Here is a 14,104-nt window from a genome sequence, read left to right on the forward strand (position 1 = left end):
GTATCTTATCATCGGCCGTCGAACCCCCGGTCGCCCTGGACGCTATCGCGTACGGGCACCGGCCCCGCCGCGGGCGACCGCCCGGGTGGCGCGACGGCCGATCGGGTGTCCGGGGTGGTGGTGAGCGGGAAGGGGCAGAAGGTGCCTGCGCTCTCCGACCCTCTGACGACACTGGTGCGGCGCGGCCGGGAGCCCGCGGTCGTGCAGACGGTGCGGTCCACGCTGGCCGCGGTGATCGCCTACGTGGTGGCCCTGTGGCTCAGCCGGGAACCGGCGCCGCTGACCGCGCCGCTGACGGCGCTGCTGGTCGTGCAGGTGACGCTCTACGCCACCCTGACCACCGGCATCCGCAGGGTGAACTCGGTGGTGGCGGGCGTGCTCATCGCCATCGGCTTCAGCGTGCTGGTGGGGCTGACCTGGTGGAGCCTCGGGCTGATCATCCTGGCGTCGCTGGTCATCGGCCGGTTCGTGAAGGTGGGCGAGTTCGTCCCCGAGGTGGCGATCAGCGCGATGCTCGTCCTGGGGGTCACCCGGGTCGCGGAAACCTCCTGGGACCGGGTGCTGGAGACGCTGATCGGCGCGGTCGTGGGCCTGCTGTTCAACGTCCTGTTCGTGCCGCCGGTGTGGGTGCAGCCCGCCGGGGAGGCCATCGAGGACCTGGCGGGCCGGATGCGTCGGCTGCTCCAGGACATCGGACAGGAGATCAGCGGCCACACCACCGTCGCCGAGGCGGCGGCCCGGCTGCACGAGGCGCGGAAGCTGGACCACGACATCGTCGAGGTCGACGCCGCGCTGCGGCAGGCGGAGGACAGCCTGCGGCTCAACCCCCGCGTCCGGGAAGGCCTGTTGTTCCGGGTGGTGCTGCGCACGGGGCTCGACGCGCTGGAGATCTCGGCGGTGGTCCTGCGGGTCGCCGCGAGGACGCTGACCGACCTGGCCAAGGAGCGCACCGACGAGCCGCTGTTCGCGGAGGACGTGGCACAGGCGCTGGAGGAGGTCTTCGACCGGCTCGCCCGCGCGGTGCAGAGCTTCGCGGTCGTCATCACCACGCACGTGACCACGAACGCGGAGGACGCGGAGGTCCGGCTGGGCGAGGCGCTGGCCGCCGGGCGCTCGGCCCGCGACCGGGCGGCCGACCTGCTGCTCGACAAGGTGCTGGAGCACCCGCGCCAGTGGCAGCTGCACGGGGCCCTGCTGACCGAGGTCGACCGGATCCTGGACGAGCTCGACGTGGAGAAGCGCACGCAGCGCCTGGTGGAGGAGCTCGACCGCCGTTCGCAGGAGCAGCGGGAGCGCCATCCCGTCCTCGACAGCCTCAAACGCCGCCTGCGCAGCAGCCGTTTCGGCCGCCGCAGCACCCTGGGCTGATCCGGTCTCGCGCGGCGCGGGGAATGGCGCGGGGAATACTGCCGATATGACGGGAAGTTGTCCTGGTCGTACGGACCGTGACGGTCAACTATGTGTCAAAACCTGGCAGGAGACCTAGTGGCGATCTACGATCACACCGGCCGGGGGGCAAGTGCGGAGGGGCTCGTGATGCTGCCAGGAACTGTCCGGGGGAAGGGACAGCGAGGGAGCCGCACCGCGCGCGTCCCCGGCCGTCGTGGTCTCGCGGTGACCCTGTGACGCGCCGCGGCTACCGGGTTCTCTGTCCCCCCGTCCCGACCCTTCCTGGAGAGCCGACCGAGATGCACTGGAGGCGTCTGCGCCGTCGATGTCAGCAGGTCATCGGCGGCATTCCGATCCCCGACCCGTTCTCCGCACAGGAGTTGTGCGCCCGGCTCGCGGTCGAGCGCGACCGGCCGCTGCGGCTGCTGGCGCTGCCCACACCGACGGTTCCCGGCACACCGTCGGGGCTGCTGCTGGCGGTGGACACGGAGGACTTCGTGCTCTACGACGCGCAGACCAGCCCCCTGCACCAGGAGCACATCATCGTGCACGAGATCGGGCACCTGGTCTGCAACCACCGCTCCGCGGTGGACGACCAGGAGCTCTACCGCCACCTCGACATCAGCGACCCGCGGTCCGTGCGGCAGGTGCTGGCCCGCATCCGCTACGGCGACGAGCAGGAACAGGAGGCGGAGATGATCGCCACGCTCATCCTGGAGGCCGCCGGGCGGGTCCCCGCGCCGACGCTGCTGTCCGGGATGCTGGGCGGGCTGGAATCGGCCATGGGGCTGCGGACCGGCCACCGTGCGGGGGCGTCGTGTTCCACTCGTTAGACCAGCCCTGGGTGGAGAACGCCGGCATCATCGCCCTGTGGACGGTGGCCGTCGTCCGCGCCCCGCAGGGCATCCGGCACCGCGAGCAGCGGCCGCTGTGGTTCGCGCTCGTGATGATCGCGCTGGCGATGTCGATGCATCTGGAGCCGGTCACCGACGTGCTGGCGCGGGTGATCGCGGACGCGCACTGGATCGACCTGTCCACGCACCTGTTCAGCATCGTCGACGCTGCGGCGGTGCTCTGGTTCATCTTCGGCGCGGCGGGGCGGCAGCGCCGTACGGCCCCGGTGTTCGGGGCCGCGCTCGCGGTGATGGTGACGCTGGTGCTGCTGGACCTCTGCGGGCCCCCGCACGCCCGCAACCAGATCGCCCCGTCCCGGGACATCGCGAGCGTGCCGGACGCCTATTGGTGGGTGTTCTTCGCCTTCCACCTGACCGCCGACACCACGTGCGGCATCGTCTGCTGGAGCTACGGCCGCAGACCGGGCACGCCACGGCTGCTGCGCCTGGGCCTGCGGCTGTTCGGCACGGGCATCCTGCTGGCGTCCTTGCTGTGGGTGCTGAAGCTCTTCTATCTGCGGACGCGGTCCACGGTCTTCGCCCCGCTGTTCTCGCCGGTGACCGGCGTCGAGGCGGCGTTCATGGCGCTCGGGGCGGCGCTGCCCGTGCTGGCCCTGGTCCGGGACCACTTGCGGGACCGCAGGTCGTACCGCGGGCTGGACCGGCTGTGGCAGGACCTGACGGCGACCACGCCGGACGTGGTGCTGCGGCCGGGCAACCGGCTGGGCGCCGCGGCCGTGCCGCTCCAGCTGCTGCTCTACCGCAGGGTGATCGAGATCAGGGACGCGATGATCGTGCTGCGGAACTACGTGCCCCCCTCGACGCTCGGTGTGGTCCGCACGCACGTCACGGGCCAGGGCGTGCCCGAGCCGCTGGTCGACGCGCATGTGACGGCGTGCTGGCTGGCCGCGGCCCTGCACGCCAAGCGCTCCGGGCAGGACCCACAGGCCCAGACGGCCAATCTGGCGGGGCCGGGGGCGCAGGATCTCGCCGACGAGATCGGCAGCCTGCTGAAGGTGGCGTCGGCGTACCGCTCGCCGGCCGTCCACGCGTACCGCGCCTCGCTCGGCGGCCCGGTCTGACCCGGGCTCCCCTCCCGTTACCCGATATCTCTCAACACACTTCGTCAAAGGAAAAACACCGTGCTCATCGCCTTCACGCTGACGCCGCTGGGCGTCGGGGAGTCCTTCCCGGAACACATCGCGGACGCGGTGCGGATCATCCGCGAGTCGGGGCTGCCGACCCGCTCCGACGCGATGTACACGACGATCGAGGGTGAGTGGGACGAGGTGATGGACGTCGTCAAGCGCGCCACGGAGGCGGTGGCCGCCAAGGCGCCACGGGTGCAGCTCGTCCTCCAAGCCGATCTGTGGCCGGGGATGGAGCGTCCGCTCGACGGCAAGGTCGAGCTCATGGAGCGGCACCTGCCGGGCTACGGCACGCCCTGAGGACCGGCGTGGCGGCGTTGCGCCATCCGTGTTGCGATGGAGGGAGCGAAGGGCCCGCCGCCCGGCCGGTCCGCGGTCCGGGACCCGAGGGACGGGCGGCCCGGGGCCCGACGCACCCCATCGTCGTGCGCGCAAGTCAGGAGCGATCATGGCTACGAGAAAGCAGCTCAAGGCCCGCGAGATCATGTCCGCGGGCGTGCAGTGTGTCGACGAGCAGCAGTCGCTGGCCGACGCGGCCGAGATGATGCGTGACCTGGCGGTCGGCTGCCTGCCCATCTGCGGTTCCGACAACCGCCTCAAGGGCCTGATCACCGATCGCGACATCGTCGTCAAGTGCGTCGCCGAGGGCCACGACCCGGCGGGCATGAAGGCCCGGGAGCTGGGCTCGCAGCTGCACTGGATCGATGCCGAGGCGGATGCCGGCGAGGCGCTGGAGACCATGGAACGCCATCAGATCAAGCGGCTCCCGGTCATCGACGTCCGCAACGACCACCGCCTGGTCGGCATGATCACGGAGGCGAACCTCGCGAAGAACCTCAGCGACGAGCAGATCGCGGAGTTCGCGGCGAGGGTCTACGCCGCCGCCCACTGACCCGCTCCCCTGACGGGCTTTCGGCTGATCGGCCGACAGGGCGTCACCCCCGTACCGGACGGCCCATCAGGTTCCGGAAAAGTCACTGGCACCCCGTCAAGGGGCGCCGTCTGCAGGCGAAATGGAGGATCTGAGGGGTTTCTGACGGAGGGAAAGAAGGCGACCGGAGCGGCCATGGGGTACCCCCTTGGCCGCTGTCCGATTGCGGGGTCCCAGGGGCGGCCGCAAGGTGATCGTGAAGATCCCTCCGCTCCAAGGAGTACGTCCATGCCCGCTCCTCGCACCACCGGCCTCGCCCTCGTCACCGCAGCGTGCGGCACCGTCGCGCTCGTGATGACGACTTCTCTGGCGACGCCCGCACCTGCGGCTCCCCCGCACATCACCAAGACCGCGGTCACCGCGCCTGTCGCGCCGGCGGCACCGGCCGCACCCGCCGGACTCGCCGCGCCGGCGCCCGACGCGCTGCGGCGGGCCGCCGCCGACGCGGTGAAGACCATCGACAACAACACCATTACCGCGGCGAGCACGTCGGCCGCGCAGAACTGTGACGCGGCGCAGCCGACGCCCCAGAAGGACGTCCGCGGCTGTGCCGCCGTCAAGGAGAACCTCACCAAGCTCACGACCGCCCGGGCCGCGCTCCAGCAGCAGTCGACGGCCGCGGCACCCGACGTCAACGCCATCGCCGGGGCGACGACCGGCGCGGTCGGGGCGACGGCGCAGCTCGCCAAGAACGACATCGGCGATACCCCGAACATGCGCAACGGGGCACACTTCGGCGGTGGTCTGCTGACCGTGGCGGAGCATCTCCTCGGCGGCCTCGTCGGCGCCCTCCACCCCACGGTCTTCGGCCTGGAGGCCCTGGTCGACGGCCTCCTCAAGAGCCTGCTGACCTGACCGCCGGTCAGGAAGCGGCGGCCCCGTACAGCTGGACCCGACGGGACAGCGACGGGGCCGCCCGGCCCTTCACCCGGTCGGTGTCAGCCGGTGCGCTCCGGCTTGGCCTCGCTGGGCCGCACGATGACGTGCCCCTGCCCCTCCAGCTTCAGCTGCACCGCCTCGCCCGATCCGCCGCGCAGCATGGAGCCGAGGCTCTGCGAGCGGTGGAGGGAGGTGTGCAGGTCGGTGGTCCAGCCGACGACGGCGTCGGTGTCGACGAAGACCGGTGCGCCGGGGGTGACCGGGATGACGATGGGGTTGCCCTCGCAGATGACGCCGAGCTTGCCGTGGCCGGTGAAGACGGAGTTGAAGAGTCCGCCGCCGGTCATGCCCGCACCCTTCACGACCTTGATCTCGTAGGAGAGGGTGGGGTCGAAGCAGAGGACGTTACGCCCGTTGATGGTGAGGCTCTGCCCCGGCGTGATGTCCGCGATGAAGCAGTTGGCCGCCTCGTGCGCGAACCACACGTCGCCCTGGCCCTTGACGGTCATCAGCGCGAGGCCCTCGCCGGTCACGGCGCGCTTGAGGAAATTCCCCACGCCCTGGCCGAGCTTCTCGAAGTGGAGGTTGCCGCGGAAGGCGACCATCGCTCCCTGGCGCGCGTAGCACTCGCCCTGGACGACGTACTTGATCGACTTGGCGTTCTGCAGGGTCATGCCCGGCGCGGTGGCGGGCTGAACCATGTTCTCGGGGGCGAAGAGGTCGCTGTGCATGAGCAGCATGATCCACGGCAGCCCGCCGATCGCCAAAACGCGGCCCGGCCGGGGCGGTCGGGCCCGGTCGTCAGCCCATGCCCATCCGGTCGAGCCAGGCCAGCTGGATGGATTCGAGGATGCGCAGATTCACCCGGGTGGGGTCGCCGCTGAAGCCGCTCAGCCCGGCCACCCGGTCGCGCAGGTCCAGGAAGTCGACCTTCAGGGGCTCCGCGCCGGGGTGCTTCTCGGCGAGACCCGCCGCGATCCGATCGATGTCAGTCCACTGCATGGGCTGAAGTGTGTCCCACCCGGCCCGCCGGGTCCAGGCCACCACCCGCCACTCTTCCCGCCCATCCGGCCCGGTGGCGGGCCGACGCCTCAACGGGCGGCCGCGGGCGGCACGTCCTGGAGGGTGCGCAGGTGCGTACGGACGTGGTCGGCGGCGCCCTCGCCGCCGGGCACCCGCTCCCACAGGGCCAGCAGTCCGGCGGCCAGGCCGGGCGCCCGCTCCCCACTGTGCTGCCAGCAGTAGTGGGCCCGCTTCACCGCGGCGACCGCCTCGGCGTCGCCGGTCCCGCCGCGCTCCAGCCGGGCGTGCGCGGCCGACATCCACAGCTCCGCGGCCCGCCCGTGGTCGCCCGCCAACCGGGCCAGATCGGCCCGCACTTCGGTCCAGAGCCCCGCTTCCGGGCTGTGCGGGCCGTGCCGGCGCAGTGCCTGCTGCTCCCACGCGGCGGCCATCGCCGCCGCCTCGTTGTGCCGTCCGGCGCGGGCGGCGGCGAGGATCCCGGCCAGCGGGTCCTCCTGCGCGGGCACCGCCGCCTCGGGCGCGGGCACGGCGTCGGCGGGTGCCCGGACGGCGACGGGCACGGGCGTCAGGGGTGCGAGGGCGGGCCTCGGCACGGCGTCACGGAGCGGCGCCCGCTCGGGTTCGGGGGCCGAACGCGCCTGGTGGGCGGCGTTGTTCAGGACCATCCCTGACGTGCCGTAGGCCAGGGCCAGCGCTTGGCCGTCCAGCCCCGACCCGGCGAGCGCCCACCGGTGCACCGCTTCCGCGTCCACGGCGGGTCCCGTACCCGGGCCGCCCGCGCGCAGCGCGTCGAGAAAGGCGCGGGTGTACGGTCCGGCCTCCAGCGCGGGCGCGGGCGGAGCGGGGGTGACGACGCCGAACAGCGCGATGCCCTCCGACAGTTGTCCGCTCTCCGCGGCGGCCGCGACCTTCGGCCAGGCGGCGGCGTCGGCCTCGACGTCGGCCACCAGCAGCACCGGGCCCTGGTGCGCGCCGAGCGTGCGCGTCAGCCACGACCAGGGCAGTCCCGTATAGCGGACGGTGCCCGGTGTGCTGCCCGACAGGGCCAGGTGCACCTCGCCGCCGCCGCGGCGGCGCGAGGAGGAGACCATCAGCCGCCCGGTCACCCAGACCAGGAGCGGGCCCGGGCCCGCGGCGGCGTGCTGGAGATAGGCGAGTACGCTCTGCTGGCCCGCGGCACCGGGCAGTTGGACGACGTCGACCGCGTCCGCCGAAACGAGCCCCCGTGGATCCGCCCCCACCACCGCGTGCAACGTGGGATTCGGCACCGCACCACGACGCCGGTCAGACGTGCCGTCCAGCAACAGCACACAACCCCGACTCGGGTGATTCACAGCCCACATCCCTCCGGCCTGACCGCTCTCCCCAGCCGCACCCCCGCCACCCCGGGCGGTACGGGGAGGCAACAGCAACTGTAGAGGCCATGGCCCTCATCGGGGGCGGGATGCCCCACGGCCACCGCGCACAGGACGCGCCGAAATCCGGCCCCTGCTACCGGAATCGGTGCGATCCGGGCGCGGTGACCGCAGTCAGGAGGGGCGGCGGCGCCTCGCGCCGCCGCCCCGGCCGTTCCGCGTCAGCCCATCGCGGCCCGGACCGTCGGGCTGTCGTCCAGCGCGGTGTGGGCGACCTCCCGGCAGAGCGGGACGTTGCCGGTGCTGGTGACGTACACCCCGCTCACCCACGTCGGCCGGTCGCGCAGCTGGTACCACACGTTGTTCCCGCCGACGTCCTGCGCGCGGACCTTGCAGCGCAGCGCGGCCTTGGTGCCGCGGGCAAGCGTGGCCCGCACCGGGGCGTCGGTGCTGGGATAGGCACGCTCGTTGAGGCCGGTCGTGCTACTGATCGTGCCGAACGGCTTTCCCGGTACCGGTACCGGGGCCGACGCGTGTACGGGCGTGGCTGCCAGCATCCCCCCGGCCAGCACGGCCACCGAGAATGCCACGCCACGGGCCACGAGTGTCTGGGTCATAAACAGCTCCCTGTTGTCCGGAGTGGATAACGCACTGCCCAATTTCCCACCCCTCAACCAGGGGTAAACCAGAATAAACAGAGACATACCCATCCAGACCTCATGGCCGCCGGACGGGGCCCCCTCCCCCGCCTCGGCCGGGTGACGGCCGGTCAGTCGCCGGGGCCGTCCGGCGGGGCCTTCTTGCGGGCGCGGCTGGGCTGGACCCGCTTCGGCTCGCCCTTCATCTTGGGGTGCTCGGGCGGATAGGGCAGATCGCCCAGCCCGTGCTCGCGTTCGTCGCGGTCCGCGAGCTCCAGGGCCGCCTCCAGACCGCAGGGCTTCTCCTCCATGCCCGCGTGCACGTCGCCCACGTCCGCGTAGCGCTCCGGCATGCTGCCGAGGTCGAAGTCCTCCGGGACGGCACTCGGCACCTCGTCCCACAACAGGGGCGCGGACACCGGGGCGTGCGGGCGGGGGCGTACGGAGTAGGCGCTGGCGATGGTGCGGTCGCGCGCGGTCTGGTTGTAGTCGACGAACACCTTCTCCCCGCGCTCCTCCTTCCACCACTTCGTGGTGACGCTCCCCGGCATCCGCCGCTCCAGCTCACGGGCCACGGCGATGGCCGCGCGCCGCACCTGGACGAACGTCCACCGGGGCAGGATCGGCACGAACACGTGCAGGCCGCGCCCGCCGGAGGTCTTCGGCCAGCCGGCGAGCCCCAGTTCCTCCAGCACGCCGCGCAGCTCCAGGGCAGCCCGCACCGCGTCGGCGTACGACGTGCCGGGCTGCGGGTCCAGGTCGACGCGCAGTTCGTCGGGGTGCTCGGTGTCGTCGCGCCGCACCGGCCAGGGATGGAAGGTGAGGCAACCGAGGTTCGCCGCCCACACCACGGCCGCGACCTCGCGGGGGCACAGCTCATCGGCGTAGCGGCCGCTGGGGAAGGCGATCCGGCCGGTGGGGATCCAGTCGGGGAGGTTACGGGGCGCGCGCTTCTGGAAGAACGACTCACCGCCGACCCCGTCCGGAAAGCGCTCCAGCGTCGTCGGCCTGTCCCGCAGCGCGCGGACGATTCCGTCCCCGACGGCGAGGTAGTAGCGGACCACGTCGTATTTGGTGAATCCACGCTCGGGGAAATACACCTTGTCCGGGTGGGAGATCCGCACGACCCGTTCACCGATGGTGAGTTCCATTGCCTCGCCCATGCACTCACGCTAAGCGCGCCTCCACACAACCGCGCGCGGGAGGCCGACAGGCGCGGGGATCCGAACGCCCGCACAATCACGGTCATGGAACTCCCCGTCATGCCGCCGCTGCGGCCGATGCTGGCCAAGACGGCACCGGCCATTCCGCCCGGCATGCAGTACGAGGCGAAATGGGACGGCTTCCGGGCCGTCGTCTTCCGCGACGGCGACTCCGTCGAACTGGGCAGCCGCACCACCAAGCCACTGACCCGGTACTTCCCCGAGCTCGTCCGCGCGCTGCTCGCCGGATTGCCGCCGCGCTGTGTCGTGGACGGCGAGATCGTCATCGCCCGGGACGGCCGCCTGGACTTCGACGCCCTGCTCGAACGCATCCACCCGGCCGCTTCCCGCGTCACCCACCTGGCCGAGGTCACCCCGGCGAGCTTCGTCGCGTTCGACCTGCTCGCCCTCGGCGACGACTCGCTGCTCGACACCCCGCAGCACGCCCGCCGCGCGGCGCTGGAGGACGCGCTCCGCGATGCCTCACCACCGCTGCACCTCACGCCGGTGACCCACGACCGGGCCACGGCCCAGGCGTGGTTCGAGCGGTTCGAGGGGGCCGGCCTGGACGGTGTCGTCGCCAAGCCGCCCGACCTCCCCTACCGGCCGGGCGAACGCGTCATGTTCAAGGTCAAGCACGAGCGGACCGCCGACTGCGTGGTCGCGGGCCTCCGGCTGCACAAGAGCGGCCCCGTCGTCGGGTCCCTGCTGCTGGGGCTATACGACGCGACGGGCCGGCTCCAGCACGTCGGCGTGTGCGCGTCGTTCCCCATGCGCCGCCGCCAGGAGCTGATGACCGAGCTCGCGCCGCTGCGTATGGAGTCCGCTGAAGGCCACCCCTGGCAGCAGTGGACGGATCCGCAGGCGCAGGCCTCGGGCAGGCTGCCGGGCGGCCCGTCGCGGTGGACGGGAACCAAGGACCTCTCCTGGCTCCCCCTGCGCCCGGAGCGGGTCTGCGAGGTCGCCTACGACCACCTCCAGGGCGACCGCTTCCGCCACACCACCCAGTTCCGCCGCTGGCGCCCCGACCGCGAACCCGGACAGTGCACATACGCCCAACTGGAGGAGACGGCCGGCTTCGACCTCGCCGACGTCCTCGGGGACGGGGCCGCGTAGGGGCCGGGGCAGCCGGAGTCGGGCGGGGTCAGGCGGGGTCAGGCGGGGTCAGTCCTGGGCGCGCTGGGTGACCTCGGCGTCGGTGCGGTCGCCGAGGAACTCGTACCAGCGGCGCCGCAGACATACGTAGCGGGTGTCCGCCTCCACCAGCTGGAGGAACGCGGCGACCGCCTCGACCAGCCGCTCGTGGAGGCCGGTGTCCGCGAGGTCCCCTCCGTCGGTGAAGCCCTCGTGCGCGCGGGCGAGGCTGAACATGTCGGGGTAGACACGGGTGCCGAGGTGTTCGAGCGGCACCCGCAGGGCCCACAGGCCGCGGTTCCCGCCGACGAGGGACGGCGACGCCGAGACCAGCAGCGCGTGCTTGTCCTTGAACGGCTGCGGCCGGATCCGGGACACCCAGTCGATGGCGTTCTTGATCCCGCCGGGGACCGAGGCGTTGTACTCCGGGGACGCGATCACGACGGCGTCGCTGCGCGACAACCGCTCGCTCAACGCCAGCGCGCCGGGCGGCAGTCCCTCGGCGACCTCGGTGTCGCCGTCGTAGACCGGCATGGCGAACTCCCCCATACGGGCGAGGTCCACGGTGGCACCGGCCTCCTGGACCAGCCGGGTCACCAGCGCGGCCAGGCGGGCGTTGAGCGAGCCGGCCCGCAGCGAGGCGCCGAGGACCAGCACGCCCATCGGCGGAGACGAAACGTCGGTGGCCATACGAGCCCTCCTCATGGTGGTCCCGCTCGGTGATCCCGCGTCCAGCGTCCGCTCTCCGCTCCCGCTCCGCACCCCGTACGGATCGGGGTAAGGATGACGGAAGGACCCGGATCCCGGCGGAAGAACCGACTTCCGGCGGAAGGACCGGGAAGACGGGAAGAGAGGACCGGCCATGGTGCGGATCGAGGGCGCGACCGTGCTCGTCACCGGCGCCAACCGTGGTATCGGAAAGGCCCTGGTGGCGGAATTCCTCGCGCGTGGCGCGGAACGCGTCTACGCGGCCGCGCGGAATCCGGCGTCCTTGCCCTCGGATCCGGCGACGGGGCATGCCGACGGCCGGGTGGTGCCGCTCCGGGTGGATCTCACCGAGCCCGGCACGATCGCCGCCGCGGCGCGGACCGCGACCGATGTCACCCTGCTCGTCAACAACGCCGGGCTGCTCGGGGTCGGCCATCTGCTCGACATGGACCTCGACGACGTCGACCGCGTGATGCGCACCAACTACCTGGGCACGCTCCGGATGATCCGGGCCTTCGTGCCGGTCCTCGAACGCAATGAGGGCGGGGCGATCGTCAACGTCATCAGCGTCGGGGCCTTCGGCGGGACACCGTCGCTGGGCGGCTATCCCCCGTCGAAAGCGGCCCTGAATTCCCTGACCCAGGCGGTCCGGCAGGATCTGGCGCCACGGTCCATCACGGTGCACGGGGTGTTCCCGGGCCCGGTCGGCACCGACATGTTCGACAGCGTCGCCGCCTACGACCCCGCGTTCGGCGAATTCCCGCCGGCGACCACGGGAGAGGTGGCGCGGGCGACGCTCGACGCCCTCGCTTCCGGCGACGAGGAAATCTTCCCCGACGCGTTCGCCCTGCAACTGCGGGCCGAGTGGGAGAGGGATCCCAGGGCCGCGGAGCGGATGCTGCGCAGAGATGTGTGAGAGAGACGTGTGAGAGGGGGGAAAGGGCGTCGCCTTATGCGGGGCTGCGTTCTCCGACGCGGCCGGTCACACCCGCCGACTCCGACCCACCCGGCGCCACCACCGACACCCCACCACCATCCCCACCATCACGACGGCGGCCCACCCACCAAAAACACAACGGACCCAACGCCGTCACCAACGCCAACAACGCCCACACCCGCATCACCACAAAATCATGACCCCACACCACCGACCCCACCAAACACCCCCCGAACACACCCGCCCACCCCACATGCGTCCGAAACGTCCCCACACAATCCCCCGACACCGCACCCCCCTTCGGCGTCACCACAAAACCCGACCGCCGCCGCAACAACGCCTGCCCCAACGCCCGCGCATACAACGGAGCCGACACCGCCGACATCACCATCCCCGCCACCCCCGACGACCCCACCGGCTCATGCGGCGACACATTATGACGACGATTCACCACATACAACACCACCTGCAACACCAACGCATCCCCATACAACATCAACCACACCGGCCACGACACCCCCAAACCCGCAGCCCCCAACACCAGAAACAACACACACGACACCCCACCCAACACCCACGTCAACGCAGCCAACGGGTAATACGCCACCAACAACCCATAATTCCACAACCGCCCCCACGACAACCCCCACACCGCCCCACCGAACTGACACAACAACGTCTCAAACGTCCCCCGCGACCACCGCAACTGCTGCGAAAAAAAATCCGTCCACGACGACGGCCCCTCCCCCACCGCCAACACATCCGGCGTATACACAGAACGCCACCGCCCACCCGTCACCGGATTCCGCCGACGATGAATCTCCAACCCCGTCGCCATATCCTCCGTAATCGAATCAAACAACCCCCCGATCTGCCGCAACACACTGATCCGCACACAATTCGACGTCCCCACGAACATCGCCGAACCATAACGATTACCCGCCCGCTGCACCAACGCATGAAACAAAAACTGCTGCGACTCCGCCCCCTTCGTCACCCCCGACACATAATTCCCATACACCTGCGGCCCCACCACAAACGCCACATCCGGATCCCGGAAATACCCCAGCATCCGCTCCAAAAAATTCGGCAACGGCACATGATCCGTATCCACACACGCCAAAAAATCATAACCATCACCATGCGCATCCAACCACGCATTGTAATTCCCATGCTTCGTCCGCGCCCGAAAACGACCCGACGGACGATTCCACCGCGCCACCCCCTTCCGCGAAAAATGCCGCACCCCCAACCGCGCACACAACGCCCGCGCCCCCGGATCATCACCCTCATCCAGCAACCACACATCCACCACCCCCTCATAACCCACCCCCACCGCCCCCACCAACGTCGCCTCCACCATCGACAACGGCTCCTTCCCCGGCACAAAACTCGTACAGAAAGCCACCCGCCACCCCGGCTGCACCCGCACCGGCACCGGATCCCGCGCCACCCACGACGCATGCGCCACCGACACCACATTCACCACACGAAAAACCTCAACCAACCCCACCGACACCAACATCAACCCATCCACCCACCCCAACCACCCACCCCGCACCACCCAATGCACCGGCCACAACAACCACACCAACAACACCAACGCCACCAACGGCGCCCCACACACCAAAAACAACAAACCCCCCACACCACCCCCCTCCCGCAACCGCCGAAACCCCACCCGATACACCCCCACCGGCACCTCCCCCACCACCCCCGCCAACTCACTGAAACCCGCATAGTCATAACCACCACCCACACCACCCCGGCCCCCGCCACCCTCATCCCCGTCCCCCGACACCACACCCACCGGACCCGGCACCCACACACCACCCACCACAACCACCACCCACTCCCCCCACCGAAC

The 14,104-nt window shown here is 70.9% G+C and carries 15 protein-coding genes; 8 read left to right on the top strand and 7 right to left on the bottom strand.

Annotated features, from left to right (window positions below):
- Positions 1-141 precede the first annotated feature (141 nt).
- The 6 genes from AB0435_RS29350 (at position 142) to AB0435_RS29375 (ending at position 5,216) form a co-directional block, all read left to right on the top strand.
- Positions 142-1,368 (top strand): aromatic acid exporter family protein, encoded by a 1,227-nt coding sequence (locus AB0435_RS29350; protein WP_366007020.1) that lies wholly within the window; start codon positions 142-144, stop codon positions 1,366-1,368.
- Positions 1,369-1,688: 320 nt separating this feature from the next.
- Entirely contained in the window at positions 1,689-2,222 is a 534-nt protein-coding gene (locus tag AB0435_RS29355; RefSeq protein WP_366428356.1) for a hypothetical protein, read from the top strand.
- Positions 2,207-3,364 carry an MAB_1171c family putative transporter gene (locus AB0435_RS29360; RefSeq protein WP_366428357.1) on the top strand — a complete coding sequence of 386 codons (1,158 nt, stop codon included), beginning with the start codon at positions 2,207-2,209 and terminating at the stop codon, positions 3,362-3,364. Before AB0435_RS29355 ends, AB0435_RS29360 begins: the two co-directional genes overlap by 16 nt.
- Positions 3,365-3,424: 60 nt before the next feature.
- Positions 3,425-3,730, top strand: a complete 306-nt coding sequence (locus tag AB0435_RS29365) for an MTH1187 family thiamine-binding protein (RefSeq protein WP_366007023.1) — start codon at positions 3,425-3,427, stop codon at positions 3,728-3,730.
- Positions 3,731-3,878: 148 nt separating this feature from the next.
- Positions 3,879-4,322, top strand: coding sequence for a CBS domain-containing protein (locus AB0435_RS29370; protein ID WP_366007024.1), 444 nt, complete (start codon positions 3,879-3,881; stop codon positions 4,320-4,322).
- 267 nt (positions 4,323-4,589) lie between these two features.
- Entirely contained in the window at positions 4,590-5,216 is a 627-nt protein-coding gene (locus AB0435_RS29375) for a hypothetical protein (protein ID WP_366007025.1), read from the top strand.
- Positions 5,217-5,299: 83 nt separating this feature from the next.
- Here AB0435_RS29375 and AB0435_RS29380 read toward each other — a convergent pair whose 3' ends face one another.
- From AB0435_RS29380 to ligD, 5 genes are all read right to left on the bottom strand, one after another.
- The gene (locus AB0435_RS29380; RefSeq protein ID WP_366007027.1) at positions 5,300-5,971 is read right to left on the bottom strand and encodes an AIM24 family protein; all 672 of its coding nucleotides are present in this window, start codon (positions 5,969-5,971) and stop codon (positions 5,300-5,302) included.
- 70 nt (positions 5,972-6,041) lie between these two features.
- Entirely contained in the window at positions 6,042-6,242 is a 201-nt protein-coding gene (gene iscX / locus AB0435_RS29385) for a Fe-S cluster assembly protein IscX (protein ID WP_361529405.1), read from the bottom strand.
- Between the two features lie 89 nt (positions 6,243-6,331).
- The gene (locus tag AB0435_RS29390; RefSeq protein WP_366428358.1) at positions 6,332-7,531 is read right to left on the bottom strand and encodes a hypothetical protein; all 1,200 of its coding nucleotides are present in this window, start codon (positions 7,529-7,531) and stop codon (positions 6,332-6,334) included.
- A 308-nt stretch (positions 7,532-7,839) separates the two neighbouring features.
- A complete protein-coding gene (locus AB0435_RS29395) occupies positions 7,840-8,235 on the bottom strand; it encodes an SH3 domain-containing protein (protein ID WP_366007029.1) in 396 nt (131 codons plus the stop codon).
- 152 nt (positions 8,236-8,387) lie between these two features.
- Complete coding sequence (gene ligD / locus AB0435_RS29400) at positions 8,388-9,419, bottom strand: non-homologous end-joining DNA ligase (protein WP_366007030.1); 1,032 nt, start codon at positions 9,417-9,419, stop codon at positions 8,388-8,390.
- A gap of 84 nt (positions 9,420-9,503) precedes the next feature.
- Here ligD and AB0435_RS29405 point away from each other — a divergent pair, with 84 nt between their 5' ends.
- A complete protein-coding gene (locus AB0435_RS29405; protein ID WP_366007031.1) occupies positions 9,504-10,574 on the top strand; it encodes an ATP-dependent DNA ligase in 1,071 nt (356 codons plus the stop codon).
- Positions 10,575-10,622: 48 nt separating this feature from the next.
- Here AB0435_RS29405 and AB0435_RS29410 read toward each other — a convergent pair whose 3' ends face one another.
- Complete coding sequence (locus AB0435_RS29410; RefSeq protein WP_366007032.1) at positions 10,623-11,282, bottom strand: NAD(P)H-dependent oxidoreductase; 660 nt, start codon at positions 11,280-11,282, stop codon at positions 10,623-10,625.
- Between the two features lie 172 nt (positions 11,283-11,454).
- Here AB0435_RS29410 and AB0435_RS29415 point away from each other — a divergent pair, with 172 nt between their 5' ends.
- Positions 11,455-12,216: an SDR family NAD(P)-dependent oxidoreductase gene (locus tag AB0435_RS29415; protein WP_366007033.1), complete on the top strand. Its 762-nt coding sequence runs from the start codon at positions 11,455-11,457 to the stop codon at positions 12,214-12,216.
- A gap of 34 nt (positions 12,217-12,250) precedes the next feature.
- Here the strand turns inward: AB0435_RS29415 and AB0435_RS29420 are convergent, their stop codons facing one another.
- Positions 12,251-14,038: a cellulose synthase catalytic subunit gene (locus AB0435_RS29420; RefSeq protein ID WP_366428359.1), complete on the bottom strand. Its 1,788-nt coding sequence runs from the start codon at positions 14,036-14,038 to the stop codon at positions 12,251-12,253.
- Positions 14,039-14,104: the final 66 nt, after the last annotated feature.

It is taken from the genome of Streptomyces sp. NPDC051173, from assembly GCF_040689515.1.
Classification (GTDB): domain Bacteria; phylum Actinomycetota; class Actinomycetes; order Streptomycetales; family Streptomycetaceae; genus Streptomyces.